Source organism: Bradyrhizobium sp. ORS 111, assembly GCF_045571485.1.
Classification (GTDB): Bacteria; Pseudomonadota; Alphaproteobacteria; order Rhizobiales; family Xanthobacteraceae; genus Bradyrhizobium.
Genome location: NZ_CP120701.1, coordinates 1,734,603 through 1,760,624, shown reverse-complemented (window position 1 = coordinate 1,760,624; position 26,022 = coordinate 1,734,603). Strand labels below are relative to the sequence as shown.

At 64.4% G+C, this 26,022-nt stretch carries 25 protein-coding genes and 1 pseudogene; 11 read left to right on the top strand and 15 right to left on the bottom strand.

Going from position 1 to position 26,022, the window contains the following annotated elements:
• Positions 1-5 precede the first annotated feature (5 nt).
• The 6 genes from P6U30_RS08155 to P6U30_RS08130 all read right to left on the bottom strand — a co-directional run bounded on the left by P6U30_RS08155 (position 6) and on the right by P6U30_RS08130 (position 6,884).
• Complete coding sequence (locus tag P6U30_RS08155) at positions 6-761, bottom strand: GntR family transcriptional regulator (RefSeq protein ID WP_407168899.1); 756 nt, start codon at positions 759-761, stop codon at positions 6-8.
• Positions 762-775: 14 nt separating this feature from the next.
• Positions 776-1,825 (bottom strand): Rieske 2Fe-2S domain-containing protein, encoded by a 1,050-nt coding sequence (locus tag P6U30_RS08150; protein ID WP_407168898.1) that lies wholly within the window; start codon positions 1,823-1,825, stop codon positions 776-778.
• Between the two features lie 236 nt (positions 1,826-2,061).
• Positions 2,062-3,042, bottom strand: a complete 981-nt coding sequence (locus tag P6U30_RS08145; protein ID WP_407168897.1) for a DUF2778 domain-containing protein — start codon at positions 3,040-3,042, stop codon at positions 2,062-2,064.
• Positions 3,043-3,303: 261 nt separating this feature from the next.
• A complete protein-coding gene (locus P6U30_RS08140) occupies positions 3,304-5,673 on the bottom strand; it encodes a putative bifunctional diguanylate cyclase/phosphodiesterase (RefSeq protein ID WP_407168896.1) in 2,370 nt (789 codons plus the stop codon).
• Between the two features lie 154 nt (positions 5,674-5,827).
• Positions 5,828-6,238 carry a DOPA 4,5-dioxygenase family protein gene (locus P6U30_RS08135; RefSeq protein WP_407168895.1) on the bottom strand — a complete coding sequence of 137 codons (411 nt, stop codon included), beginning with the start codon at positions 6,236-6,238 and terminating at the stop codon, positions 5,828-5,830.
• Positions 6,239-6,242: 4 nt separating this feature from the next.
• Entirely contained in the window at positions 6,243-6,884 is a 642-nt protein-coding gene (locus tag P6U30_RS08130) for a TetR/AcrR family transcriptional regulator (RefSeq protein WP_407168894.1), read from the bottom strand.
• A gap of 66 nt (positions 6,885-6,950) precedes the next feature.
• On the opposite strand from P6U30_RS08130, the gene P6U30_RS08125 reads away from it, so the two are divergent.
• Positions 6,951-7,421 (top strand): ester cyclase, encoded by a 471-nt coding sequence (locus P6U30_RS08125; protein ID WP_407168893.1) that lies wholly within the window; start codon positions 6,951-6,953, stop codon positions 7,419-7,421.
• Positions 7,422-7,447: 26 nt separating this feature from the next.
• Positions 7,448-7,939 (top strand): DUF3237 domain-containing protein, encoded by a 492-nt coding sequence (locus P6U30_RS08120; protein ID WP_407168892.1) that lies wholly within the window; start codon positions 7,448-7,450, stop codon positions 7,937-7,939.
• Between the two features lie 18 nt (positions 7,940-7,957).
• On the opposite strand, the gene P6U30_RS08115 is transcribed toward P6U30_RS08120, so the two are convergent.
• Positions 7,958-8,578 carry a class I SAM-dependent methyltransferase gene (locus P6U30_RS08115; protein ID WP_407168891.1) on the bottom strand — a complete coding sequence of 207 codons (621 nt, stop codon included), beginning with the start codon at positions 8,576-8,578 and terminating at the stop codon, positions 7,958-7,960.
• Between the two features lie 165 nt (positions 8,579-8,743).
• Between P6U30_RS08115 and P6U30_RS08110 the strand changes: the two genes are divergently transcribed.
• On the top strand, positions 8,744-9,433 hold the full coding sequence (locus P6U30_RS08110) for a hypothetical protein (RefSeq protein WP_407168890.1): 690 nt from the start codon (positions 8,744-8,746) through the stop codon (positions 9,431-9,433).
• 19 nt (positions 9,434-9,452) lie between these two features.
• Here the strand turns inward: P6U30_RS08110 and P6U30_RS08105 are convergent, their stop codons facing one another.
• Positions 9,453-10,103, bottom strand: a complete 651-nt coding sequence (locus tag P6U30_RS08105; RefSeq protein WP_407168889.1) for a PilZ domain-containing protein — start codon at positions 10,101-10,103, stop codon at positions 9,453-9,455.
• Positions 10,104-10,545: 442 nt separating this feature from the next.
• Between P6U30_RS08105 and P6U30_RS08100 the strand changes: the two are divergent.
• Positions 10,546-11,358, top strand: a pseudogene (locus tag P6U30_RS08100) (enoyl-CoA hydratase).
• Between the two features lie 36 nt (positions 11,359-11,394).
• Here P6U30_RS08100 and P6U30_RS08095 read toward each other — a convergent pair.
• The 7 genes from P6U30_RS08095 to P6U30_RS08065 form a co-directional block, all read right to left on the bottom strand.
• Positions 11,395-12,186: an SDR family NAD(P)-dependent oxidoreductase gene (locus P6U30_RS08095; RefSeq protein ID WP_407168888.1), complete on the bottom strand. Its 792-nt coding sequence runs from the start codon at positions 12,184-12,186 to the stop codon at positions 11,395-11,397.
• A 105-nt stretch (positions 12,187-12,291) separates the two neighbouring features.
• Positions 12,292-13,221, bottom strand: coding sequence for a DUF1932 domain-containing protein (locus tag P6U30_RS08090; RefSeq protein ID WP_407170401.1), 930 nt, complete (start codon positions 13,219-13,221; stop codon positions 12,292-12,294).
• Between the two features lie 5 nt (positions 13,222-13,226).
• Positions 13,227-14,096 (bottom strand): ABC transporter substrate-binding protein, encoded by an 870-nt coding sequence (locus P6U30_RS08085; RefSeq protein WP_407168887.1) that lies wholly within the window; start codon positions 14,094-14,096, stop codon positions 13,227-13,229.
• Positions 14,097-14,217: 121 nt separating this feature from the next.
• Positions 14,218-15,096, bottom strand: coding sequence for an SMP-30/gluconolactonase/LRE family protein (locus P6U30_RS08080; RefSeq protein WP_407170400.1), 879 nt, complete (start codon positions 15,094-15,096; stop codon positions 14,218-14,220).
• A 35-nt stretch (positions 15,097-15,131) separates the two neighbouring features.
• Positions 15,132-16,199 (bottom strand): aldose epimerase family protein, encoded by a 1,068-nt coding sequence (locus P6U30_RS08075; RefSeq protein ID WP_407168886.1) that lies wholly within the window; start codon positions 16,197-16,199, stop codon positions 15,132-15,134.
• 304 nt (positions 16,200-16,503) lie between these two features.
• On the bottom strand, positions 16,504-17,529 hold the full coding sequence (locus P6U30_RS08070; RefSeq protein ID WP_407168885.1) for a histone deacetylase family protein: 1,026 nt from the start codon (positions 17,527-17,529) through the stop codon (positions 16,504-16,506).
• Positions 17,530-17,595: 66 nt separating this feature from the next.
• Positions 17,596-18,300 (bottom strand): GntR family transcriptional regulator, encoded by a 705-nt coding sequence (locus P6U30_RS08065; protein WP_407168884.1) that lies wholly within the window; start codon positions 18,298-18,300, stop codon positions 17,596-17,598.
• A gap of 151 nt (positions 18,301-18,451) precedes the next feature.
• Between P6U30_RS08065 and P6U30_RS08060 the strand changes: the two genes are divergently transcribed.
• From P6U30_RS08060 to P6U30_RS08030, 7 genes are all read left to right on the top strand, one after another.
• Positions 18,452-19,225, top strand: a complete 774-nt coding sequence (locus P6U30_RS08060; protein ID WP_407168883.1) for a class II aldolase/adducin family protein — start codon at positions 18,452-18,454, stop codon at positions 19,223-19,225.
• Positions 19,226-19,283: 58 nt separating this feature from the next.
• Positions 19,284-20,834, top strand: a complete 1,551-nt coding sequence (locus P6U30_RS08055; protein ID WP_407168882.1) for an ABC transporter substrate-binding protein — start codon at positions 19,284-19,286, stop codon at positions 20,832-20,834.
• A gap of 76 nt (positions 20,835-20,910) precedes the next feature.
• The gene (locus tag P6U30_RS08050) at positions 20,911-21,882 is read left to right on the top strand and encodes an ABC transporter permease (protein WP_407168881.1); all 972 of its coding nucleotides are present in this window, start codon (positions 20,911-20,913) and stop codon (positions 21,880-21,882) included.
• A complete protein-coding gene (locus tag P6U30_RS08045; RefSeq protein WP_407168880.1) occupies positions 21,879-22,718 on the top strand; it encodes an ABC transporter permease in 840 nt (279 codons plus the stop codon). Before P6U30_RS08050 ends, P6U30_RS08045 begins: the two co-directional genes overlap by 4 nt.
• A gap of 3 nt (positions 22,719-22,721) precedes the next feature.
• Complete coding sequence (locus tag P6U30_RS08040) at positions 22,722-24,341, top strand: ABC transporter ATP-binding protein (RefSeq protein ID WP_407168879.1); 1,620 nt, start codon at positions 22,722-22,724, stop codon at positions 24,339-24,341.
• A 2-nt stretch (positions 24,342-24,343) separates the two neighbouring features.
• Complete coding sequence (locus P6U30_RS08035) at positions 24,344-25,279, top strand: 2-hydroxyacid dehydrogenase (RefSeq protein ID WP_407168878.1); 936 nt, start codon at positions 24,344-24,346, stop codon at positions 25,277-25,279.
• 125 nt (positions 25,280-25,404) lie between these two features.
• The gene (locus P6U30_RS08030; protein ID WP_407168877.1) at positions 25,405-26,016 is read left to right on the top strand and encodes a TetR/AcrR family transcriptional regulator; all 612 of its coding nucleotides are present in this window, start codon (positions 25,405-25,407) and stop codon (positions 26,014-26,016) included.
• Positions 26,017-26,022: the final 6 nt, after the last annotated feature.

Sequence of the window (26,022 nt, the reverse complement as noted above, 5' to 3'; positions counted from 1 at the left end):
TCCGCTCAGTCGGCCGCGGCCGATTTGATCAGCGCCAAGGCCGGCAGCAGCTCGAGATGGGTCCGGTTGCGCAGCGCCAGCCGCAGATTTCGCGCGGCGAGCCGCGCATGCTCACGCATGACCGCCTCCGCCCGTCCACCCTCCCGGTTCTCGATCGCGTCGACCACGACGCGATGATGATCCTGCGCGATCAGTAGTATCTGATGTGCCTCGGGCAAGGCCGATTGCGCCATCACGAAACCGCTGGGCGAGGCGAACGGCAGTGCCGAAGCACGATCGATCTGCCGGATCAGCGGCGGGCTGCGCGACAGCTCGGTGAGCAGCGCATGGAAACGCGCGTTTAGCGTGACGTAAGACGAGAACGCCTCGACTGAGACCGGATCCCGGCGCACCAGGCCATCGATCTCGTTCACGCATTCCTTCAACGGCTCGAGATCGCGCGCGGAGACGCCACGTTCAGCGGCAAACCGCGCGGCAAGACCCTCGAGCGTGCCGCGCAGCTCGATCGAGTCGAGAATGTCGCGCTCGGAGAATGCCTTGACCATGAAGCCGCCCGACGGAATCGCCTCCAGGAGGCCTTCCTCCTCCAGTCGCACCAGCGCCATCCGTACCGGAGTCCGCGAGACACCGGTGGTTTCGACCGCCTGCAATTCCGAAATGCGTTCGCCCGGACGGAGACCGCCGGAGAGAATCAGGTCGCGCAGCGCGAGCTGTGCCCGCACGGTCTGCGACACGGAGCGATCGGCCTCGCGTTCCGGCACTGCTTGCTCCTGAACTACTCGGCCGCCTGCAGATGTTGTGGCAGGTTTTCCTTCGCTACCATGCGGTCGATGATGCGTCGCGCCCACATCGCGCCGGCGTCGATGTTGAGGTTGTAGAACACGCGGTCCGGGTTCTCGTCCATCGCGCGCTGTTGTGCCTCAAGAATGATCTCGTCCTCGTGGAAGATGCCGGCGACGCCCTCGCGGATCTCCGTGGTCAGACGTTGCTCGGTGACGCGGTGATTGCGGACAAAGGCCCAGAAGTAGTGACAGGTCTTCTCCGTCTCCGGCGTGATCGTGTTGAGCACATAGCCGTTGACGCCCTGCGAGCGGTCGCCCCCGGGCGCACCCGACCCGGCCGGCGCGACGCCGACATCGATATTGACCGTGCACGGCGCCTCGAAGCGGATGATCTGCCAGCGGTCGACCGGACCCGGCTTCCGCAATTGCTTGGCCCAGAACGGCGGCGCCTCAATGTCCTTCATCCAGCGCGTCACCGTCACGGTCTTCTCACCATGGGTGACGTCGAAGGGAGCTTCGGCGACAGCGTCATTGCCGATGCTGGAGCCGTGCACAAAGGTCTCGTGCGTGAGATCCATGAGGTTGTCGACCACGAGGCGATAGTCGCACTTGACGTGAATAGTCTTGCCGTCACCTGCCCAAGCGGGATCGTCATTCCAGCGCATATCGGGCACCAGGGCGGGGTCAGCGAGCGCAGGATCGCCCATCCAAAGCCAGACGAAACGGTGGCGTTCAACCACCGGATAAGCGCGCACGCAGGCCGACGGATTGATCGTCTCCTGTGAAGGCATGAAGGTGCAGCGGCCCTGCGAATTGTACTTCAGGCCGTGATAGCCGCAGACCACGGTATCGCCGTCGAGCCGGCCCTTCGACAGCGGCACCAGGCGGTGCCAACAGGCATCCTCCAGCGCCACGACTCCGCCGTCGCCCTTCCGATACATCACGACGTGCTTGCCGCAGATCGTGCGCGGCAGCAGCGCCTGCTTGATCTCGGCATCCCAGCCGGCGGCGTACCAGGCGTTCATCGGGAAGGGTTTTGACATCAAGGCCTCCCTGGCGTTCTGAGTACTGTCTGTATACATTAATGGTATGGAATTAGCAAATAATGGGAAAAATCCGCCTGAATGGGCCCAATAATGTATACATAGCTAGACGATTTGCGAGATCGCCGAGGGATTTTGCGCTCTCGGAGCTGGCACGACATTGGCCGCCAGTACGGGCGACGCACGGCTGCGCCACAGCCGCCTGCCGAGAAGACTGCTATTCGATGGAGGGCGATTTACGAGTTCGACGGCGAGCGGCTGGAAGCCGACTGCGTGTCCTTGATGCTGACTACGACGGCGATGCGCTTGACGATGCCGCTGCGGTAGGCTTGCAGGAACCTGTCGTAGTGCTTGACCGAGATGCAGCCGTTGGAGTCGCCGTTCGGGCCAAGCATGTAACTGTGAACGAGCAGGCCGACGCGTCCGAACGTGTCGCTACCGTCGACCGGCGTCATCCGCAATGCGGGGACACCGTGGAACAGCTTTTCGCGTGGCTTCATCTCGTAGATGCCGGGCGGCGTCGCGCCGGCGTTGCGGGCGTTCACATGCGCAGGATCATCCAGCAGGTTGCCGAGGCCGGAATGCGCTTCGAACTTGGTGCCGTCGGGCATGTACACGACGCGACCGGTGATGTCGTAGACCGCCGTGGTGCTGTCATAACCGAGCGCGCTGAGGTTCGGGCTCGGACCGGACAGCAGCCCGTCATTCGGATCGAGCGAGGCCAGTTGCAGCTTTGCCGCGAGCTTCTGGAAGAACGTCCGGTTATCGGCCTGCTGCACGGGCGCAGGTGGCGGCAAGGATGGTGTATCGTTCCGGGCGATCTGGTTGGCTTCCGCCGGCCGGGATCGCGGCATCGGTATTGCCGCGACAGCCGAAGCGGGCGGGGGCAAGGCGACTGTCTCGGCCTCCTGGCTAGGCAGATCGATCTGCGTGTTACGCAACTGCTGGCCAGCCAGCGCGTCTTCGATCTGGTCGAACTCGGCTTTGAAGTCGCCGCGATCCGAGCGGATGCCGCGGCGCACCGGGTAATAGATCGATGCGGAGTTCAGCGTGGAGCGCGAGCCGAAGCGGTCGTCGAACGTCAGCGCGGCTGAGGTGTTGGCTAAAGCCGGTCCATGCAGCCAGGCGGTGGGATCAATACCAACCATCCACGCGGCCAGACCCGACGACAGGGCAAGCGCGCCCACGGCTAATGCCGTGCTGCCCACCACTGACACGCCGCGGCTCGACCTGCGCCCGGCAGCTTTCGTCGTTCGTTGACCCATCCATCCCCAAGTTCGGTGTTCTCGGGCCTGTTCCGGCCCATATGGGATTCACCGAAACCTCAGTCTATCAGGGAATTAGAGTAAGGCATAATCGAGACATAGAGCGCGAAGGCACGCTTTTTTAAGCTTCTCGGGGTGCAAAATAACCGAGAATCAGTGCCTCGGAGGGCCGAAGCGGCCGAAAATGCCCCGATTCGGGTCAATTCCTGGCAGTCACGCGATCTTTTCTTCCCGCAGGGTCAGGACCGGCACGGGCTTGCCGATGGCAAAGCCTTGAACGTAGTCGACCCCGATCTGACGCAACTCGTCCAGGATGGCGACGCTTTCGACGAACTCCGCGACCACCTGCTTCTGCATGATCTTCGCGGTCTTGGTGATCATCTCGACCATCGCGCGATCCACCTTGCTGCTCACGATCTCCTTCACGAACGAGCCGTCGATCTTGATGAAGTCGACCGGCAGGTGCTTCAGATAGGCGATCGATGACATCCCGGTGCCGAAATCGTCGAGCGAGAAACTGCAACCGATTTCCCGCAGCCGCGCAATGAACTTCCGCGCCTCGTCCAGATTGGAGATCGCGCTGGTCTCGGTGATCTCGAAGCACACCATCGTCGGTAGAACGTCGTACTGCATGAACAGCTCGGCGACGAACTCGACGAAATCGCTGTCGCCGATGGTCACGCCGGAAAGGTTGATGGCATAGCCGGCAATCTTGCGGTGGCTGTGCTTGCGCTCGGCGATGAGCTCGAAGGCGCGGCGCACCACCCAACGGTCGATCAGCGGCATCAGCCCGTAGCGCTCCGCGGCGGGCAGGAAGCTGCCGGGCGGCACCAGGCCACCATTCTCATCGCGCAAGCGCAACAGCAGCTCGCGCCGCTCCTGGCCCTTCAGTGTACCGGCAACGGGACGGATTTCCTGCTCGTACAAGCAGAAGCGATTTTCATCCAAGCCCTTGCGGATGCGGTTGACCCAGCTCATCTCGGTAACGCGCACCGTCAAGTCGGTGTCCGAGGGGCGGTGCTCCTGGACGCGGTTGCGCCCCTTGTCCTTGGCGAGGAAGCAGGCGACGTCGGCGAGCCGCAACGCGTCCTGCACGCCGGCGCAATCGTGCAGCCTGACCAGGCCGATGCTCGCGCTGATCCGGAAGCTCGAGCCCTCATGAACGAAGCTCGACTGCTCGATCACTGCCCTGATCCGCTCCGCAACGTCTGAGGCAACACCGCCGTCCTCGCGCAGCAGGATGCCGAACTCGTCGCCGCCGAGACGCGCCACCAGCCCGTCACCGCCAATCTCCGTCGTCAGTAGCCTCGCGATCTGCTTCAACAGCCGGTCACCCGCCATATGACCGCAGGTGTCGTTGATGATCTTGAACTGGTCGAGATCGATTAGCATCAAATCCGCACTTGCGGCTGAGGGCTCCGCCATCGATGTGTGGAGCTCGAACTCGAACTGACGCCGGTTGGCGAGGCAGGTAAGCGCATCATGTGACGCTGCCCACGCCAACTCCTCGACCAGGCGCCGCTCTGCCGTCATGTCATGAATGATCATGACGCGGCCGGCGGGGTGGCCTGCGTGCATGATCGGCGTTTCGACCACGGAGACCGGCACGCTGGACTGATCGGGTCGCAGCAGCAGCCGCTGCTGCGACGCGCTTTCGCCGCCGGCCTCGAGTGTCCGGAACGAGCCCTGCAGCGGCTGCTCGGCGATCCTGAACAGCGACGAGACCGGCCGGTCGGTCGCATCCTGCCCCACCGCGAGCAGCCGCTCCGCAGCGGGATTCATGTAGCCGATGCGGTCGTCAGGCGTCGTTACGATCACGGCGTCGCCGATCGACGCCAGTGTGAGCTGGGCGCGCTCCTTCTCGACGGCGAGCGCGGTCTCCGCCAGCCAGCGCCGCTGCAGCATCCGTCGCGTGTGGAACAGGACGATGCCGGCGAGGCAGGCGGCGATCAGGGCGTTGACGAGCAACAGCAGCCAGGACACCTGACGCGAGGCCCTGCCGAGATGATCCGAGAAATCGACGGCAAGCGCGCTTAGCGCCGCGTCGACCGCGCCGATCCGTTCCGCCCAATGCCTGATGGTCGCCGCCGACGGATCGTGCAATGCGCGGTCGTTCTCGGCCTCGTTGCGAATCTGGCTGAGCTGGTCGAGCAGCAGATCCGAATTCCGCCACGCCGTCACGGCACCGGCGACGTGATGCAGCCTGCGGAAATACTTGAACAGCCAAATCAGTCCGCCGATGTCGTCATCATGATTGCCTGCCCGGGCGAACGCGGCGCGCGCCGCAGCTTCGTTGTCACCAGGCGCTTCAAGCGCCAGCCGCGCGGTGCGATCGGCAAGCGGCACCGCGATCGCAGTGTCGAACTTCTGCAGATAGTCCGGCGTGCCGGTGCTGACATAGATCTGGAGATCGTGGATGGCGTCCTTCTGCCCCTTGGACCAGAGACTCTCGCCCGCCACATAGGCGCGCACCGCCGACATGACCTGGAGACTGCCGGCCGACAGGCTCGCCTGCAAAAACACGATCGCAATCAGCGGCCCAACCACCCGCCAGAGCGATCTGCTTCGAAACGAAAAAAACATACGAACGCCCGAAACAACAATTTGTCGGGCCGAACGTAGGAACCGCGACTTAACCTCACGTTGCAAAACGCAATGAGTTTGAAACGACTTGGTTGCAGCGTAATTCGCTCAAACTTTAGAGACCCGAACGCAGAGCGGAATCTGCGCGCCGCGCTCAGGGACGCAAGCTCGGCGTCGTGTTCGGCGCCGGTGCATGCTCCATTTCGGCCTCCTCTGGCAGCTTGTCGGCATGGACGGCAAGCGGCGTCCCAATCCAGAGCGGATCGTCGCGATGATCGCGCCGCGGATTGGTCGTGTTGGGATGGACCAGGATGCTCAGGCTACCGTGGTTCAGCATCAACCATGGCACCACTGTGGGAAACAGCTCGGCCGCAAACGCCACCTGATACATCGCCTGATCGTGCGGGCCGACCTTGACGTCGTGCCACCGCCCGAGCGTGACCAGGAAGCGTTCGCCGATCCAGTTGCGTAGCCGCTCCGCCTCGGCTCGACTGGACGCGGGGTCGTAGTAAACATGGGCGTGGTAGCTCGCGATCTCGCCAATGGCGCGTGGCGCATTTGTCATTTCGTCACCCTTCCTTCTGACTGAGGCCGGTCAGCAGGCTTTCGAACAGCTTGTGCGCATCCTTCCGCAGCTTCCTGGCGTCGTCTGCGTCCGGCAGCATGATCGCCACCTTGCAGATCATGGCATCAAGCAGCCGGGTCAAGAGGCCCATGTCGTCAAAGGCGATCTCGCCGTCGCGCTTCAGTGCATTCAGCGTGGCGCCGAGCAGCGCCATGGGGTGCGCCTCCTCGATCTCGCGATAGCGCTGATTGCCGAGAACGGCCGGAGCTTCCTGGATCACGATGCGCCCGTAGGCGGGCTCCAGGCAGACGTCCAGATAGGCGTCGATGCCGATCGTCAGGCGATCCCGGATTTTCCGTTGCGCCCTCGCGCGCTCTTGAATCGTAGCGGCCGCCTCGACCTGCATCGCAACGACGACGGCGTCGAACAGCGCCTTCTTGTCATCGAAGTGGTGATAAAACGCGCCTCTCGTGACCCGCGCCGCCCGCGAAATCGCCTCCATGCTCGCGGCCTGGTAGCCCTCTTGCGCAAAGATCTCGCGTCCCGCCGACAGCAATGCCTGTCGCGTGGCTTCAGTGTGTTCGTCCCGGCGGCTTCGCTGGATCCCATCGCGGCGCATCCGGTGAACATAGACATTGACCGCCATGATACGAACAGTATATATCATACATTGTGTATGTTAGATACATTCTGAATGGATGGAGGACCGCCCGTGGAGACGCACCAGATGTTCGGGCTCGCCAACGCGCTCGCTGCGGCCAAGAGCCGTCAGGACCTTCCCGCGGCGATGAAGCTGTTTCACCCCGACATGCTGCTGGAAACGCCGGCGTTCGGGACCAAGGCGCGCGGCCTCGCCGAGAACGAAGCCGCGCTGGCGCGGTTTTTTGTGTCGTTTCCGGATTATGACGTCGCGCTCGATGGTCATGCCGGCAATGGCGAAACGCTGATCTGCTGGGGCACCGCCCGCATGACGATGACCGGCGATCGCTTTGGCGTCACCCCGAACGGCAAGCGCGCCGTACTGCCGGTCGTGATCCAGTTCGGCTTCAAGGACGGCCTGATCGCCCGCGAGCGCTTCATCTTCGACCTGTCCGAGCTCTGCGCCCAGTCTGGGGTGTCGACCGATGCCGTGCGCAACAAGCTGTTTCCGCAGCGGCCCTCCGTTCCGGTTGCTGCGGAATGACGACCTCAAAGCGGTAGGACTCAGCGATGAGCGACCCACGCGTAAAGCACTTGGACGCGATCACCACCGAGCATCTGTTCGACATCGTGATCGATCTCAAGCCGCGTCTGGATATCGGCGAAGGCCCGCTTGGCCGTCGCGTGCTGTTCGGCGCGGCCGGCGGCACATTCGAGGGGCCGCGATTGCGCGGCGAGGTTCTCGCCGACGGCGGCGACTGGGCGTTGTTTCGCCCGGACGGAACGATGTCGCTGGATGTGCGGCTGGTGCTGAAGACGCATGACGGCGCTTTGGTGCACATGACCTATGGCGGCCGCTGGGTCACGCCAGCCGAGCTGCGCGCCGAGATCGCTGATCCAGTCAGGCGCTACCAGGTCGATCCTCGCAGCTACTATTTCCGCACCACCCCGCTGTTCGAGACAGGCTCGCGCCAATACGCGTGGCTTAACGACATCGTCTGCGTGGGGATAGGTTACCTCGTCGAGGGCGGCATCGCCTACAAGGTCGCGCAAGTCGTCTGATGCCGGGTCGACGATTCGCTACAGGCGCCGCAGCACGCTGAACTGGAAAGATTGCGTCGCGCCCCAGGGCGTGACGTGCCGATGCGGTTCCTGCGCGATCAGCTCGAATGCCGGACCAATCGTCCGGCCGAGTGACGCGGGATCGTAGCGCTGCACCGGCAGGCCGCTGCATTTCTCCGGACCGTCAAGCGCGAAGGTGGCGATAACGGCGTGGCCGCCTGCCCTCACACCGCGATGGAGCCTGTCGAGATAGGACGCGCGGTCCGCTTCATCGACCAGGAAATGAAACGCGGCACGATCGTGCCAGACGTCAAAGGCTTGCTCCGGCTGCCAGATGGTCGCATCGCCGACGATCCAGCGCACGCCTTTGCCCGCCTCGCCGAGCCGCTCCCGCGCGCTCGCGAGCGCGGCATCGGAGATGTCGAGCACCGCCAGCGCATGAAAGCCGTCCTTGAGCAGAGCGTCGACAAGGCGCGAGGCGCCGCCACCGACGTCGACGATGGCTGCGTCCCGGCTCCCGGCGACCGATTCGATGAGGCGTAGCGATGGCTGCGGATCAGCCTGCGACCAGCTCACCTGCTGCTCGCCCTTGGTCAGGTAGACGGTCTGCCAATGCGATTGACGATCTGAGGCGGTCATGGCGATACGGTCCCGGCAGTCGGCGGTTGCGGGGCAAGCTGCACGGCGCGCCGATGATCATGACTTATGAGTGGGGATTGCCCCGGTCAACCAGCCGCAAATGCCGCATTTGATTCGCCTCATTTTCCATCTAGCTTAAGGACGGGTTGAGATCGGGGCGCCCGCATGGCCACGTTTGGCTGGACACGCGTCAAGAAGCCATTGGACGATGCCGCCTTCGACTTCGGCGGCCTCACCGACCCATCGGCGTTTCTCGCCACCCTCGACAAAGCGGTGCCGCGCTATCTCGACCTCGTCGACAACGGCGCGTTGCTCTATCCGGCCTGCAAGCGCAAGCCGGCGGACGCAAACGGCGATGTCCGCGCCATCTGGGAGCACACGCGGCTCGAAGCCATGCGCTATCTTCCGCTCGTGCCGCGGCAGGACCCGCCGCTGCTCATCAATCCCGAGCGCCAGGCCGAGATGATCGACGCCTTCCTGCGGCAACGCCCGCACGAGAATACGATTATCGATTTCACGGGCACGGCGATCGAGGACTATGGGATCGCGATCTATGCCGGGCTGAATTGGCTGAACCATTGCGGAACCCGTTCGGGCGCCGATCCGCAAAAATTCTCCGGGACCTTGCGAAGCTTCCGTCGGGTCATGGTGATCGCACGGCAATGGTGGGCGATCGAAGGCGCCGCGGAGCGTTGCCGGCAGATGCTGCAGGCGGGCCAGCGCCCGCCGCTGGTGTTCTTCCTGCTCTGGGCCGAATGCACCAACCTCGCGCGGGAGATCGCGATTGCGGTGGCGCCGGACGATGGTGCGTTGCGGCTGAAGTCGGCGCACGATCCCGAGGATCTGGCACCGTGAGCTGCTGCGCGCCCGGCGACTACGCAACCGGATCAGCCTCGGGGGCCGACTGAAGCTCCCTGGTCTTGCGCGAGATCAGCCGCACCAGGTCCTTCTGCTTGTAGCTCTCGACGAACTTGATTGCGAACCCGTTTGGGAGATGCCGAACCACGCGTCCGATGCACGCACCGACCGCGAGCGGCATGCCGATCGGCGGCTGCGCCTCGGACGACACCGCCGCACCCGACAGCGAAACGTCGATCAGCAAGCAACTTCGCACGCTGCCGTCGGCCAGTGTCAGTACGGCGTGAGGATCCGATGGAATAAAACGCGGATTGTCGCGCACCTCGAGGATGCTCGGATCCTTCTGCCTCTTCTCGATCCAGGTCAGCTTGTCGGCGAACTTCTCGCGCATCGCGCGGGTCATCTCGAGTTCGAACAGAAAGCTCCCGCTCATGGTGTCGGTGATGGAGCCTTCGAATCTGCCGAACTCTTCGAAGTACGACGTCAACCGATCCCCGATCTTGCCGACGACCGGGACGTCAACGATCATGCGGAACGGCGAGACGCGCGTGGTACGGCAGGCGAAGGTGCGCAGCCGGCCGTGCGCGTCGTACCAGTTCGGCAGCGTGTAGCTGCCATAAACAGTGATCTTGACCGCGCGCTGCTTCAGAAACTTTTCAACAGACACGGCAAGTCCTCGCTGGACGTGATCTGATCGTACAAGCTTCGGTGGATTTGACTCTTCCGGCCGGCGCGGGGGAAAGCGCCGTCCGGGGCGACGCTCCGCCGGCAGCGGGCGCTGCGGCTCACGCCACAACCTGGCGCGGAATGGGTCCCGGCGCCAGGGTGCCGTACGGTTCTACCGGCGAATTGCTAATGAAAGCCTAAACCGGGGACGGACGCCGGGCTCCGGCCAGTGTAAACGTCAGGCCTTGCCGGGGCGTTTATTTCTGACACCGCACAACTACGGAGGGCAGAAAATGATCCGTAAGCGCGCTATGCGTGTATCAGGTCCTCTCCTGAGGCGGGATGACGAGCGGACGGTTTTCGCTAGACTCATGTTTGAGAGGCAGGCTCCAACGTGCCCGTTCGGCCCGCTGCCCGATTCCTGAACCAGACCGGACCTCAGCATGCCCGACATCCCCCAGACATCGCTCGCCGACGGCAAGATCCTGCAAAGCGTGATCGACGGCGTCGGCGTCATCACCTTCAACAATCCCGACAAGCGAAACGCGATGTCGCTCGAGATGTGGGAAGGATTTGGCGAGGCACTGACGGCCTTGCGCGACGATCCCGATGTCCGGGTCGTGATCCTGGTCGGCGCCGGCGACAAGGCCTTCGTCTCAGGCGCCGACGTCAGCCAGTTCGAGAAGACCAGGCACAATGCCAAAGCCTCGGAGGAGTATTCACGGCGCAGCGCCGCCCAGCGCGCTCTGCTTGCCGACTATCCGAAGCCCACCATCGCCTGCATCCGCGGCTTCTGCCTCGGTGGCGGCATGCAGGTCGCGATGCTCGCCGACATCCGCATCTCCGGCACGAGTGGCCAGTTCGGCATTCCCGCGGCCAAACTCGGCATCGCCTATGGCTTTGACGGACTGCGCCATCTGGTGTCGCTGGTCGGCCCGTCCTGGGCCCGGCTGATCATGTACACGGGCATGCGGATCGATTCCGCGGAGGCGCTGCGGATCGGGCTGGTCGATCGGGTACTGCCGGATGCCGAACTTTGGGACGCGACGATGGAGATCGCGCGCACTATCTCGGGCAATGCGCCGCTCGCGATCAAGGCCGCCAAGATCACCATCGCGCAGGTGCTGAAGGATCCTGACGACCGCGACATGGCCGCGATCAAGCAGATCGGCATCGACTGAATGGACAGCGAGGATTTTCGTGAAGGCCGCCGCGCCTTCATGGACAAGCGCAAGCCGCAATTCAAGGGACGCTAGCGCTGAACTGCCGCCACCTTGGCGCGGTCGCCTCGCCTATTTCTGGTCGCTGACTGGGACCGTGTAGTTCAGGATCAGCCGCCCGCCGTCGGGATAGATGGTCTGGCCGGTGATGTATGAGGCATCGTTGCTGGCGAGGAACGCCACGACGGAGGCGACCTCGCTCGGCTCACCGCAACGGCCGGCCGGCGTACGTGACAGCACGCTGCGCCGCGCGTCCTCGGAAGAGAAGATCGCGGTTGCCACCATCTCGGTCAGGATCGTACCGGGCCCGACCGCCACAACGCGGATGCCGTGTGGCGCCAGCGCCACCGCGGCCACCGAGGTGAGTTGCTTCATCGCGCCCTTGGACATCGCATAGGTCGCAAGCGAAGGAATCGCGAGCAGCGCGTTGACCGAGGACATGTTGATGACGACGCCTCCGCCGCCCTGCGCGATCATCTGGCGGGCCGCGGCCTGGACACCGAAGAACGCACCCTTGAGGTTGATCCCCATCACATCGTCGAACTCGGCCTCGCTGATCTCAAGGAAATCGCGGTTGCGGGCAACGCCGGCATTGTTGACCATGACGTCGAGCCGGCCGAACTCCTTGACGGCCGTGGCGACGATATGGTCGACATCGGCACGCTTGCTGACATCGGCCTCGACCGTGCGCAGGTCACCGGGATGTTCGAGCAGTTCAAGCTCGTTTAGAGTCTTGGCGAGCGCGCCACCGTCGACATCCGAGATGACGACCTTCGCGCCATCGGTAAGGAAGCGCTCCGCGCAGGCCCTGCCGATGCCGCGCGCCGCTCCCGTGATAACAACCACTTTGCCGGAAAATTTCATGACCATGTCTCCAGGATGAATTTTGCTGAAGCAATACCGCATCCCGCGGCGGCGGGAAACGCGGCGGATTCGCCGCCATCATCCGTCATGCGGCGAGGCCTGACCCTATGGCCGCGATCCGGACTTGAGCCGCGCCAGGATCCGATCCGCCTCGGTGCGCCAGTCGGCGCTGCGGGCAAAACCCTCGGTGTCCTTTGCGCCGAACACACCCTCGCCGGCAAGGTCGGCGACCCAGGCCTGACGCTCTGCCGTGCCCGATGCCGACCATGGCGTGAGCCCGGCCTCGCGCACGGTCTCCGCCACTTCACGCACCTCTTCGGCGCGCCGCCGGCCGTGTTCGATCACACGCTGGAAGAAATAGGCGCCCTGCTTTTCCCAGTCGATCGCCGGAAACGTCTCCTTCAGCGAGGCGAGCACTGCATCCTCGACGCCATAGGCGCGCGCGGTCGTGAAGCTCTCGATGACCATGGCCTCCAGGCCCTTGATCATGATGCTGCGGCACATCTTGACCGCCGAGGCGACGCCGAGTTGGTCGCTTGCGACCTTGGCCGCGAAGCCGAGTGCAACCAACAGCGGCGCCAGCTCCCGCGCCCCCCGGCCGCCGAGCAGCAGCGGCACCTTGATTCGGTACGGCGGCACCGAGGTCATCACCGCGCCCTCGACATAGCGGCCGCCGGCACCGTCGATGTGAGACGCGGCGCGTTGCTTGGCGCCGGGTGACGCCGAGTTGAAATCGAGGAACCAGGTATCCTTCCGGATCGCGGGCGCACCGGCCTCGGCCACCGACACCGCCTGGCTTGCCGTCACGGCCGAGACGATGAAATCCGACTGCGCGGCGAGGTCAGCGTGCGATCGCATCAGCTCGACACCGATCTGCGCCGCGTGCTCGCGCAGCGGCTTTCCCGGTTCGCCTGCAAACTTGATGTCGTAGGCGCGGACCTTGACGCCCTGCTGGCGCAGGTCCTCGGCGAGGATGCGGCCGACTTCGCCGTAGCCGAGCAGGCCGACCTGCCATTGCCTCGGATCGTTCGCGATTGTCATCAGTTCAAATCCCGTGTTGCGTCATCAAACAGCTCGTCCACTTGCAAGCGCCGCGGGATCAACGCCTGCTGAACGCAATAGTCGATGATCAGTTCAAGCGGCTTGCGGTTCGCCTCGACGCCGAAGGGTAGCAGGTCCGGAGCGCCGGGCGGCTCAGCGGTGGCCTTGCTGCGCTTGAGAAGATCATAGAGCTCGCGCACGACATCAGGCCGCGAAGCCGCGAGCCTTTCCGTTACCACCACCAGATGATTAATCGGCACCACGCCATGCCGTCGATACCAGCGCGCAGCCTCTCCGGCCGGATCGGCAAATAGCGGCTTGAGCGCGGAATCGCTCGAGGTCTCGCCCAGCACAGCATCGAGCTCGCCGTCTTTCAGCATCTGGATAATGCTCCTTCCCTTCGGCGCACGCTCTGTCCTGTCGACGTATTCGGCGACATGCGGGTCCTCGAAGGTTACCCAATCGACCTTGTCGAGGTTCACGCCATGATCATTGGCAAGGATGCCGCGCATCCACGCTCCGGTCGTGGTCGTGAACGAGCGAATGCCGACCCGCTTGCCCTCGAGATCGCGGGGAGCAAGCGTGCCGCGATCGGCGCGATACAGGGCGTGGCCATGTTGGAATCGGCCCAGCATGACGGCCGGCAACAACACCAGCGGCTTGCCGTGCGCCCTCGCCATCAGATAGGTGACGACCGCCATCTCGCAGACGTCGAATGCCTGCTGCCGCACCATCGGCTTGAAGGCGGCGTTGGTCGGCGCGAACTCAATGACGTCGAGATCGAACAGGTTTGAACGCAGCGCGCCCGACTTCAGCGCCTGAACGTGCCGGTGATTCCCGAGCACGGTGCGTAGCCGAAGTCTGTCCATGTCAGCGAACTCCGGACATCACGATCAACCTTTGCCCTGAGCGCACGCCTAATCGTGTTCCTGCATTGGACCAGTGCCTCGAAATGTCACCTGCCGGCTTCGCGCAGTTTCGGCCTGCGGGTCAGGACAGTTTGACGTCCGGCTCCGGGCGGCCCCGGGCTGTGGCGTCGAGCAGAAAAGTCCTACCATGTTCGGGATCGGCGGCGCGCTGCGCCTCGTCCATGTCCTGCCAGGCCGAGGTGACCAGCACGCGCGAGAAGTCGCGACCAACAAAGGCGGGACAACTGGATTGCTTCGCCGGCACGCGCAACGAGCGCAACCTGCGGCCGCTCGGATCGTAGACATCGACACAGCCGCCGCCCCAGCGCGCGTTCCAGATCATGCCGTCCGCATCAACGATCGCGCCGTCGAGGCCGCCGACGCCTTCGTGCCTGATAAGCGCGACGGGCTCGCCGACCGGCAAGCCGGTCGATGCATCGAGCGGCACGCGATACAGCACATTGGTCGCCGTATCCGCGAAATAGCCGATGTCGCCTCGAGGCGAAAAGCAGATCGCGTTCGGGATCGTGATTTCCGGATAGAGCCGCGTGATGCGGCCGCGATGCAGTGCGTAGATCGCACCTGCCCCCTTCTCCGCTTGACGTCCCATGGTGCCGAGCCAGAACGTGCCCGAGGGATGCACGCGCGCGTCATTGGACCGCGTCACCGGGTTTTCCGCTTCCAGCGCAACAAACAGCTCCAGGCGGCCGTCCCCGACGTCTCGAACATAGAGCCCATCCTCGGTGAGGACGAGCTGCCGCGCACCGTCGATCCGCGCCAGCGCGCTCGCCATCCTCGGCAAGCGATGAACGATGGTGCGCCCATCGGCAAAACGGTGCTCGAACAGGCGGCGCTCGCGGACGTCGAACCACCAGGCGGTATCGGTCGTGGCGTCATATGTTGGCCCTTCGCCGAGATGGCAACGTTCATCCGACAGCACCGATGTCGGCACTTCCTCCATCAACGCATCATCGCCGCGATTTGTCATCCAGATGCTCACACTGTTGAGAAGCGATAGACGATCGAGCGCCGATAGACCTGGCCCGGATCGAGCCGCGCCGAGGGAAAGTCGGGGCGGTTGGGCGTATCCGGCCAGGCGTGCGGCTCGAGACACAACGCGTCCGATTGCCGGTACAGACGATTGCCTTTGCCCGCTGTGGAGCCGTCGAGGAAATTGCCCGAATAGAATTGCAATCCCGGCTGATCGGTGAACAGCTCCATCGCCCGGCCGCTGCCAGGCGCCTCGAGGCGTGCGGCCAGGCGCAGACCCGTGCCTGACGCCAGACAATAATTGTGGTCATAGCCGCGGCCGAGCCGTAGCTGCTCGTCGTCCATTCTGATGCGCGCCCCGATCGCCATCGGTGTCCGGAAGTCGAAGGGCGTACCATCGACCGGACGCGGCGGTTCCGGTAGCGGGATCGCGGTCGCGTCGACCGCGAGGAAGTGATCCGAAGCGATCATCAGCCGATGATCAAGAATTGGCTGGCCCGAGCGCGCGCCCTCGAGATTAAAGAAGCTGTGATTGGTCAGATTGACCACCGTCGGACGGTCGGACGTCGCCTCGAACGTCACCGAAAGCTCCGTGCCACTCATGCGATAGGTCACGCGCGTCTGCAGATTACCGGGATAGCCTTCCTCGCCATGTGGGCTCGTGCGTGCCAGCACCAGCGTCGGTGCGGGACTGTCGGCGAGTTCAACGATCTCCCAGAGCTTGCGATCGAAGCCCTCCAACCCGCCATGCAGCGCATTGGGACCGTTGTTGGCATCGAGCGTAACAGCCCTCCCGTCGAGCGTGAAGCGTGCGCCGGCGATCCGGTTGGCATAACGGCCAACGGTCGCGCCGAAGAACTTGCGCTGCGCGAGATAGCCATCGAAGTCGTCATGGCCAAGGACGATGTCGTCGCCATGTCCGTCCCGATCGGGCGTCATCAGCGATTGCAGCGTGGCGCCGTAGGGCAGGATGGCAGCTTCAAGACCGTCCGCCCCGCGCAGTGTCACGCGTTCGACCACGGAACCATCGGGCAGTGTGCCAAAGGGCGCGCGATCGATCGTGGCTGATGGCATGGTCAATTCTCAGACGCTCCGACCGCGGGCACGTGCTGCCCGCGCGACCTCGCCGACAATAGCAACACGAAACAGATCGCTCATGATCGTCCTCGCCTAGTATGCCCGGCAGCAAAGAAAGAGCACATGTCCGCGCCGATTCCTAGCCAGACCATGCTCCTTTCGGTTGCTGACTGTTTCGGATCGCCAAGTGCTCTCCGGGCGGCTAGAGCATGATCCGGAAAAGTGTGAGGCGGTTTTCCGAAAAGACCATGCTCGAACAAAGCTAAAGCGCGATGACGATTCAACTCAATCCCATCGCGCTTTAGCGGGCGGCTTCAAACCCGCCGAGCACGGCTGTCAGGTTGGCGCCGAGAATATCGGAGAGATAACCGCCCTCCTGCACCAGCACCGTGGGCAGCCCGAACCGGGCGAGCCCCTCGCCGAGGCGCCGGAAGCCGTCGGTGGTGACTGCAAGGCCGGCAAGCGGATCCTTTTCGGAGGCATCGAGCCCGAGGGCAACCACGAGCGCGGTCGGCGCGAAGGCGCTGATCGCTTTCTCTGCCGCCGCAAGCGCCTTCATGTAGTCATCATCGCCGGTGCCTTTCGGCAAAGGAATGTTGAGATTGGCGCCGACGCCAGGGCCTGCACCGCGCTCATGAGCATAGCCCCACACGAATGGGTAGAAGAACGATGGATGAGCGTGGATCGAGACGGTGAATACATCCGGCCGCTCGTAGAAGATGCCCTGAGTGCCGTTGCCGTGATGCACGTCGACATCGAGGATCGCGACCCGTTCATGGTTCTGGCGCAGATGCTCGGCCGCAATCGCGCTGTTGTTGAGGAAGCAGAAGCCGCCGGCGAGGTCGCGATAGGCATGGTGACCGGGCGGGCGGCACAGCGCATAGACGGCGTCCTCGCCGTCGAGCACCATTTGCGCGGCCGTCACCGCAACATCGCTCGATGCGCAGGCGCCGGCCCAGGTCCCCGGACCGATCGGGCACGCGGTATCCACGGTGTGCCAGCCGAGCCGGCCGACGATGTGGGTCGGATAGGTGCCGGCGTTACGCACCGGGTGCATGTTCGCGATCATCTCCGGCCCCTGGTCGCCGAGCGCCGCCCACGCCTCCCAGGCTTCGGCGAGGAAGCTCAGATATTCCGGGCTGTGCACCCGTGCCCGAGGTCCCTGCCCGAACGCGGTCGGCTCGACCACCGTGTGCTTGCCTGCCTTCAACCCTGCCAACAGCCGATCGGCGCGCTCGGGTTGCTCGGTGGTGCGCTGAACCACACCACGCACCAGAAAGAATTGCGGATCATGGCTGCGATGCAGGTCACTATAGACAGCCTTCACGAGACACTCCTGTTCATTGAATGAAGATATTGATTGCCGGTACCGCGCCGGCGCGACCGCGCGCGCCTATTTCGCCGCCGCCGGCCACGGCGGAATGTCCCGCACCAACCTGCCGACCTCGCGCCAGGCGTGACCGATGTGATAGTCGACATGGGCGACGATGCGTTCGGGATGGCCGGCTTCGATCGCGGCGAGCACCGGCTCATGCGTGCGCGCGATCTCGTGCGGATCGTCATAGAGGCGGCCGATCAGGCCGATCACCATGCGCAGCTCGGAGGCGAGATCGTCGAACAGACGCAGCATCCGCTTGTTGCCGGCGATCTCGCAGATCAGGCGGTGAAATCGGTAGTCCTCCTCGACCTGTCGCGCCGGATCGTCGAGATCGGCCATCTCGTGCAGCACGTCGATCTGCCGACGCAGCATGTCGCGTGTCTCGGGCACAAGGTTGCGCGCGGCAAGCACCGCGGCGTGGCGCTCGACGCACAAGCGCAGATCGTAGATCTCGTCGATATCGTCGGCGGCGAACTGTCGGACGAAAAAGCCCCGGCGCGGATGGGCGACCAGCAGGCCCTGTTGCTCAAGCAGCCGCGCCGCCTCGCGGACCGGTGCCCGGCTGACGCCGAGCTCGCGTGCAATCCCCGCTTCGACAACTTTCGTCCCCGGAGCGAGTCGCCCCTGAACAATGGCCTGGGTCAGCAGGCGTGCGACCTGGCCGACCAGATCGGTCTCGGCAAGGGCCGGCAATCCGACCGGCGGGGACATCGTGCGCATCGGGAAGGGTCCGTTTTAACCCTTGTACATTATTTAATCGTCGATTGTCGACAGTTTAGTCTTGCTTGATAGGTCGACTGTCGACAGCTTACGCGCGCGGCATCTCGCGCCGCAACAAGGACGATCCGCTGACAGAGGACGCTGGGCACAAATGAGGACGCATGTGCGGCCGGAAGCCGTGAAGGACCAAAACGAGCAGACCCGCATCGATCTTGCGGCGGCCTACCGGCTCATCCACCGGCTTGGTCTTGACGACAGCATCTACACGCACATCTCGGTGCGGCTACCCGGCCGGCATGACCGTTTCCTGATCAACCCCTACGGCATGCGCTTCGAGGAGGTCACCGCCTCGAACCTCGTCACCGTCGATCTCGACGGCAACATCATCGACGATCCGCTCGGGCTCGGCATCAATCCGGCCGGCTTCACCATCCACAGCGCGGTGCATGCCGCGCGGCCGGACGTCGCCTGCGTGCTGCACACCCACACGGTGGCGGGCGTCGCGGTGTCCTGCCAGAAGCACGGGCTGCTGCCGCTCAATCAATGGTCGATGCAGTTCACCGGTTGCCTCGCCTATCACGACTATGAGGGCATCGCGCTCGATCTCGACGAGCGGCAGCGCCTGGTTGCCGATCTCGGCGACAAGTTCGTGATGGTGCTGCGTAATCACGGCATGCTGACCTGCGGCCGCTCGGTCGCCGAGGCATTCAAGCTGATGCACAATCTGGAGCGCTCCTGCCGCGCGCAGCTCGCGATTCAGGCCGCCGGTGCCGAGATCGCGACGCTTTCCGATGCGGTCGCACATAAGACCGCCGGTCAATACGCGACCTTCTACGACAGCATCGAGACCAAGGGCGTGCCCGATGCCGAATGGGCGGCCTTCAAACGGATGCTGGAGCGCACCGACCCAGATTTCATGAACTAGTCATCGGCCTCGCGCCGGAAGCCGCGGCCGGGCGAATCAAACACAAGAGAGATTGGATATGTTGAAACGAGTATTGCTTGGGCTTTTCGTGGCGAGCGCTATGAGCACCGCCGCGCTTGCACAGGAGCCGAAATCGGGCGGCGTGATCAATGCGGTGATCCAGCCGGAGCCGCCGGGCCTGATGCTCGGCCTGGTGCAGAACGGCCCCACCCAGATGGTCGCCGGCAATATCTATGAAGGCCTGCTGCGCTACTCACCGAAGCTCGAGCCGCTGCCGGGTCTCGCCGAGAGCTGGACCGTCAGCGAGGACGGCAAGATCTATACGTTCAAGCTGCGCAAGGGCGTCACCTGGCACGACGGCAAGCCGTTCACCTCGGCGGACGTCGCATTCTCGATCGAGTTCCTCAAGCAGACCCATCCGCGCGCCCGCGCCAATCTCGCCCAGCTCGACAAGGTCGAGACGCCTGACGACAGCACCGTGGTGTTCACGCTGAAGCAGCCGTTCGGCCCGTTCATGGGCATCTTCGAGGTCGGCTCGCTGCCGATGATCCCGAAGCACATCTACGAAGGCACCGACTACAAGACCAACCCCGCCAACAACACGCCGATTGGGACCGGTCCGTTCATGTTCAAGGAATGGCAGAAAGGCTCCTTCATCCGGCTGGTCAAGAATCCAGACTACTACATCAAGGGCAAGCCCTATCTCGACGAGATCTACTGGCACGTGATCCCCGACGCCGCTGCGCGCGCGGTAGCGTTCGAGACCGGCAAGGTCGACGTGCTGCCGGGCGGCTCAGTCGAAAACTTCGACGTACCGCGGCTCTCGAAGCTGAAGAATGTCTGCGTCACCGGCGCCGGCTGGGAGTTCTTTAGCCCGCATTCCTGGCTGTGGCTCAATAACCGTTCCGGCCCGACTGCGAACAAGAAATTCCGTCAGGCGCTGATGTATGCGATCGATCGCAATTTCGCGAGGGACGTGATCTGGAACGGCCTCGGCAAGATCGCGACCGGCCCGTCGGCCTCCACGATCAAATACTACACGGACAAGGCGACCAAGTATGACTACGATCCGGCCAAGGCCAAGGCGCTGCTGAAGGAAGGCGGCTACAAGGGCGAGAAGGTCCGGCTGCTGCCGCTGCCTTACGGCGAAACCTGGCAGCGGTGGGCAGAAGCCGTGAAGCAGAACCTAGAGGACGTCGGCATCAACGTCGAGATGATCGCAACCGACGTCCCCGGCTGGAACCAGAAAGTCTCCGACTGGGATTACGACATCGCCTTCACCTATCTCTATCAGTACGGCGACCCCGCGCTCGGCGTCGGCCGCAACTACGTCTCGAGCCAGATCGCCAAGGGTTCGCCGTTCAACAATGTCGAGGGTTACTCGAACCCGGAGATCGATCAGCTCTTCGCCGACGGCGCCAACGCGTTCCCGGACTCGAAGCGTGAGGAGATCTACGCCAAGGCGCAGAAGATCCTGACCGACGACGTGCCGGTGGCCTGGCAGCTCGAGTTGCAGTTCCCGACCATCACCCGCTGCAACGTCAAGAACCTCATCACCACCGCAATCGGCGTCAACGACGGCTTCCGCGACGCCTGGCTCGACAAGTAAGCGATATCAACGGGCCGCGGCGCTCGCCGAGCGCCGCGGCTGCTCTGTTCTCCCTCGAACGCAACCGAAGTCATCGATGCTCGCATTCATTGCCCAGAGGCTCGCAAAGGCCGTTGTCGTTCTGCTCGCGATTATCGTCCTCAACTTCATGCTGATCCGCATGGCGCCCGGCGATCCGGCGATGGTGATGGCGGGCGAGGCCGGCGCCAGCGACCAGATCTTCGTCGCGCAACTGCGCGAGAAGTTCGGTCTCGACCAGCCGCTGCCGGTGCAGCTCTATCGCTACGTCAAGGGCATCGCGACGCTCGATCTCGGCTTCTCGTTTCGCCAGCAGATGCCGGTCGCCACGCTGATCGCCGAGCGGCTGCCGGCAACGCTGCTGCTGACCGTCTCGGCCTTCGCCATTTCGCTGTCGTTCGGTGTCCTGTTCGGAACGCTGGCGGCGCGCTTTGCCGGCACCTGGGCCGACACCGCGATCACGGTCCTGGCGCTGATCTTCTACGCCACGCCGCTGTTCTGGGTGGCGCTGATGGCGATCCTGCTGTTTTCGGTCGCGATGGATTGGCTGCCGAGCTTCGGCTACGAGACCGTCGGCGCCAACTATACCGGTTTTGCCCATGTGCTCGATGTCGGCGCGCACCTGATCCTGCCGGCGACGACCATGGGCCTGTTCTTCATGGCGACCTACGCCCGCATGACCCGTGCCTCGATGCTCGAGGTGCAGCGGCACGACTTCGTCAAGACCGCGCGCGCCAAAGGCCTGCGCGACGCCGTGATCCAGCGGCGCCACGTGCTACGCAACGCGCTGCTGCCCGTCGTTACGCTGGCCGGGCTGCAAGCCGGCACGCTGGTCGGCGGCGCCGTGTTGACCGAAACCGTGTTCGCCTGGCCGGGCATCGGCCGATTGATGTACGAGGCGCTGCTGCAGCGCGACTACAATCTGCTGCTCGGCGTATTCGTGATCTGCTCGGCGATCGTGCTGGCCTTCAATCTGATCACCGACCTGATCTATCGCGCGGTCGATCCGCGCATCGAGTTCGCGTCATGAACAAATTCTGGAAAACCCTGCTACGCAATCCGGGCGGCGCGATCGGACTCTCGATCCTGCTGGTCGCGGTCGCGATCGCCCTGTTCGGTCCGTTGCTGTTTCCGACCTCGCCGTGGCGCATGGTGCAGCGGCCCTTCCTGCCGCCGTTCACGGTGTCCGGCCTGCCGCTCGGCACCGACGCGCTCGGCCGCGACGTGCTCGCCGGCATCGTCCATGGCGCCCGCGTCTCGCTGCTGGTCGGTCTCGTCTCGACCATGGCCGCGCTAGCGGTCGGCATTCCCGTCGGCGCGCTCGCCGGCTATTTCGGCGGCAAGATCGGTGACGCGCTGATGCGGTTCACGGAGTTTTTCCAGACCGTGCCGAGCTTTGCGCTCGCGATCGTGCTGGTCGCGATCCTGCGACCCTCGATCGTCTCGATCGTGCTGGCGATCGCGATCGTGAGCTGGCCGCCGGTCGCGCGCCTGGTCCGCGGCGAGGTGCTGTCGCTGCGCACCCGCGAATACGTCCAGGCCGCCGTCGTCATCGGACAGAGCCACACCTGGATCATCTGGCGCGAGATCCTGCCCAATGCGCTGTCGCCGGTGATCGTGCTGGCCTCACTGATGGTCGCCACCGCGATCCTGCTGGAATCCTCGCTCTCCTTCCTCGGTCTCGGCGACCCGAATCTGATGTCCTGGGGTTACATGGTCGGCGCCGGTCGCACTGTCATCCGCCAGGCCTGGTGGATCACGGTATTCCCCGGCATCGCGATCCTGCTTTCGGTGCTGGCGCTGAACCTGATCGGCGAAGGCCTCAACGACGCGCTCAATCCGCGCCTCAACAAGGAGGGGCGCTAACGCATGTCCGCCGCCATCGCCGTCTCGATCAAGAACCTCAAGCTCGCGCTGCCGCCAGGCTCCGACCGTCCTTACGCCGTCGACGGCGTCTCGTTCGACCTCGAGCCCGGCAAGATCCTTTGCATAGTCGGCGAATCCGGCTCCGGCAAGTCGATGTGCGCGCATGCGCTGATGGGGCTGTTGCCCGACACCATCATCCGCGAGGCTGGCGAGATCGACTATGAGGGCAACAACCTGCTCACCCTCGACGACGCCGGCTGGCTCGCGCTGCGCGGCCGCCACATCGCAATGGTGTTCCAGGAGCCGATGACCGCGCTCAATCCCCTGATGCGGATCGGCGACCAGATCGCCGAGATGTTCGAGGCGCACAGGCTGCTGACGCCGAAGGCGCGCAAGCAGAAGGCACTCCAACTGCTGCGCGAGGTCGGCCTGCCCGACCCCGAGCGCTCGATCCGCGCCTATCCGCACCAATTGTCCGGCGGCCAGCGCCAGCGCGCGATGATCGCGATGGCGCTCGCACTGGAGCCGGCCGTGCTCGTCGCCGACGAGCCGACCACCGCGCTCGACGTCACCACTCAGGCACAGATCCTCGAACTGATCCGCGACCTGCAGCGCCGCCGCAACATGGCGGTCATGTTCATCACCCATGATTTCGGGGTCGTTTCGGACATCGCCGATCGCGTCGTCGTGCTCCAGCACGGCAAGGTTGTCGAACAGGGCGTCGCTGATGACGTGCTGCGGCGTCCGCACCATCCCTACACCCGCGCACTGCTCGCGGCGGTGCCGTCGATGCAGCCGCCGCAGCGCGCGCCGCTCGCGGATCGCGCCAAGGCCGTCGAGGTGATCGGCCTCGACAAGACCTATGTGTCGGGCGGCGGCTGGTTTCAGCCGGAGCGCCGCGTGCGCGCCGCCCACGAGGTCAATTTCGACATCCTCAAAGGCGAGACGCTCGGCCTCGTCGGCGAATCCGGCTCCGGCAAGTCGTCGGTGGCGCGGCTGGTGATGCGCCTGATCGAGCCGGACCAGGGCACGGTGCGCCTCGGCGACACCGATTTCACGCGCATCGACGGCCGGGCGCTGCGCAAGGAGCGCAGCCGCATCCAGATGATCTTCCAGGATCCGTTCGCCTCGCTCAATCCGCGCCGCAAGGTCGGCAACATCATCGCCGACGGGCCGATCGCGCACGGCACCGATCCGCAGACGGCGCGGCAGCGCGCCGGCGAGCTGCTCGGCCTTGTCGGCCTCAATGCCAGCGCGCTGGAACGCTATCCGCACGAATTCTCCGGCGGCCAGCGTCAGCGCATCGGCATCGCGCGTGCGCTCGCGCTCGAGCCGGAGATCATCGTCGCCGACGAAGCCGTCTCCGCGCTCGACGTCTCGGTCCAGGCGCAGGTGCTCGATCTGCTGGAGGATCTGAAGGCACGGCTCGGCCTGTCGATGCTGTTCATCACCCACGACCTGCGCGTGGCGGCGCAAATCTGCGATCGGATCGCGGTGATGCAGCGCGGCGCGATCGTCGAGCTGAAGCCGACGGCGGCACTGTTCTCGGCCCCCGAACATGCCTATACCCGCGAACTGCTCGCCGCCGTGCCAGGTCAAATCTCCTCGTCGCGAGCGGCCTGACGATGCGCTGCGTTCTGGTCAGCAAGCGCCTCGATCTGCGCGGCTATTTCGGCGCGGAGTTCGCGCGCTCCGCGCCTCACGTCGAACTGGTGGATCATGCCGCCGGCGCGCAGGACCAGGATATCCGCCTCGCGCTTGCCTGGCATCCGCCCGACGACGCGTTCGAACGCTATCCGAACCTGCGGGCGGTCTGCTCGATCGCTGCCGGCGTCGACAACATCATGGCATGCCCGAGCCTGCCGGCTGATGTCGACGTGGTCCGTGTGGTCGATCCCGGGCAGGCGCAGATGATGTCGAGCTTCATCGCCTGGCACGTGATCGGACATCAACGCGAATTTGCAGCCTTCCGCGCCCAGCAGCGCGACCGGATCTGGCAACGCCGCGACCAGCGTCGCGCCGAGGATGTCCCGGTCGGCATTCTCGGCAATGGCGGAATCGGGCAGCGGGTCGCCGCAGACCTCGCCCAACTCGGCTTTCCCGTGATGAGCTGGAGCCGAACCGCCAAGCCGGCCTCGCAGGCCGGCCGCGGCTTTCACGGACCGGCCGGGCTCGCCGCGATGCTCAGCGAAACCGAGGTGCTGGTGAACCTGCTGCCATTGACATCGGAGACACGCGGCATCCTCAACGGCGAAGTCTTCGGCAGAATGCGCCGCGGCGGCTACCTGATCCAGGTCGGCCGTGGCGAGCATCTCGTCGAAGCCGACCTGCTCGCGGCACTCGACCGCGGCCAATTGTCCGGCGCCGCGCTGGACGTCTTCGCCAGCGAGCCGCTGCCGCCCGCGCATGCGTTCTGGCACCATCCGCGGATCGTCATCACGCCGCATGACGCGAGCGACGTCAGCATCAACGCCGTCGCGACAACGCTTGCCGCAACGGCCGCCGCGATCGGCGCCGGTCGTCGTCCCCCAAATGCCATCGATCGTACACGCGGCTACTGAACAAGACGCGGCAGAAGCCCGGTTTGTCTCGGTACGCGATCGGCGTCGCGTCTGAAAACCGCCCGATTTGTGCTATGCCCTGCCTAACGGTGCAATGATTCAGACACACTGGGGGAATTCGGGCAATGGCCGGCAGCAAGGCGGAAACGGAGGATGGCACGACGGCGCGCCGCGGCAGACCGCGCTCCGCCGCGACCACCGCCGCCATCCTGCAAAGCGCCTACATTCTGATGGCGACCACCGGCCTTGCCGCCACCACGATTGATGCGATCGCACGCCATTCCAACGTCTCGAAGATGACGATCTACAAATGGTGGCCGTCACGCGAGGCATTGCTGATCGACGCCTTCCTCGACCAGGCCTCGCGTGCCGTGCCGTTGCCCGGGACAGGCACTGCGGTGACGCGCATCCGCCGCCACGTGACAACCTATGTCGAGGCGCTGCAGGGCGAGTTCGGGCGTGTCCAGCTCGCGGTGATCTCGGAATGCATCTCGAAGGCTGGATCGGCGGAGCTCTTCTACGAGCGTTATCTCGGCCTTCGCCGCAGCAAGATGCTGGAGACGATTGTCGCGGGCCAACAGGACGGCAGCATCGGCGCTAACGGCGCGCCCGGCGACCTCTATGACGCGATCTATGGCAGCCTGTTCTATCGCTATGTCTTCGGCATCAAGCCGCTGACCTCAGCCTACGCCCGCAACCTCGTCAACCTGGTGCTGCGGCCGCACGCGGACGCATGACATTCG

Excerpts from the sequence above, each read along its gene's own strand:
- P6U30_RS08150 (WP_407168898.1), bottom strand. The coding sequence starts at position 1,825 with ATGTCAAAACCCTTCCCGATGAACGCCTGGTACGCCGCCGGCTGGGAT.
- P6U30_RS08140 (WP_407168896.1), bottom strand. The coding sequence starts at position 5,673 with ATGTTTTTTTCGTTTCGAAGCAGATCGCTCTGGCGGGTGGTTGGGCCG.
- P6U30_RS08135 (WP_407168895.1), bottom strand. The coding sequence starts at position 6,238 with ATGACAAATGCGCCACGCGCCATTGGCGAGATCGCGAGCTACCACGCC.
- P6U30_RS08130 (WP_407168894.1), bottom strand. The coding sequence starts at position 6,884 with ATGGCGGTCAATGTCTATGTTCACCGGATGCGCCGCGATGGGATCCAG.
- P6U30_RS08120 (WP_407168892.1), top strand. The coding sequence starts at position 7,448 with ATGAGCGACCCACGCGTAAAGCACTTGGACGCGATCACCACCGAGCAT.
- P6U30_RS08115 (WP_407168891.1), bottom strand. The coding sequence starts at position 8,578 with ATGACCGCCTCAGATCGTCAATCGCATTGGCAGACCGTCTACCTGACC.
- P6U30_RS08110 (WP_407168890.1), top strand. The coding sequence starts at position 8,744 with ATGGCCACGTTTGGCTGGACACGCGTCAAGAAGCCATTGGACGATGCC.
- P6U30_RS08095 (WP_407168888.1), bottom strand. The coding sequence starts at position 12,186 with ATGAAATTTTCCGGCAAAGTGGTTGTTATCACGGGAGCGGCGCGCGGC.
- P6U30_RS08085 (WP_407168887.1), bottom strand. The coding sequence starts at position 14,096 with ATGGACAGACTTCGGCTACGCACCGTGCTCGGGAATCACCGGCACGTT.
- P6U30_RS08080 (WP_407170400.1), bottom strand. The coding sequence starts at position 15,096 with ATGGAGGAAGTGCCGACATCGGTGCTGTCGGATGAACGTTGCCATCTC.
- P6U30_RS08075 (WP_407168886.1), bottom strand. The coding sequence starts at position 16,199 with ATGCCATCAGCCACGATCGATCGCGCGCCCTTTGGCACACTGCCCGAT.
- P6U30_RS08065 (WP_407168884.1), bottom strand. The coding sequence starts at position 18,300 with ATGCGCACGATGTCCCCGCCGGTCGGATTGCCGGCCCTTGCCGAGACC.
- P6U30_RS08060 (WP_407168883.1), top strand. The coding sequence starts at position 18,452 with ATGAGGACGCATGTGCGGCCGGAAGCCGTGAAGGACCAAAACGAGCAG.
- P6U30_RS08055 (WP_407168882.1), top strand. The coding sequence starts at position 19,284 with ATGTTGAAACGAGTATTGCTTGGGCTTTTCGTGGCGAGCGCTATGAGC.
- P6U30_RS08050 (WP_407168881.1), top strand. The coding sequence starts at position 20,911 with ATGCTCGCATTCATTGCCCAGAGGCTCGCAAAGGCCGTTGTCGTTCTG.
- P6U30_RS08045 (WP_407168880.1), top strand. The coding sequence starts at position 21,879 with ATGAACAAATTCTGGAAAACCCTGCTACGCAATCCGGGCGGCGCGATC.
- P6U30_RS08040 (WP_407168879.1), top strand. The coding sequence starts at position 22,722 with ATGTCCGCCGCCATCGCCGTCTCGATCAAGAACCTCAAGCTCGCGCTG.
- P6U30_RS08035 (WP_407168878.1), top strand. The coding sequence starts at position 24,344 with ATGCGCTGCGTTCTGGTCAGCAAGCGCCTCGATCTGCGCGGCTATTTC.
- P6U30_RS08030 (WP_407168877.1), top strand. The coding sequence starts at position 25,405 with ATGGCCGGCAGCAAGGCGGAAACGGAGGATGGCACGACGGCGCGCCGC.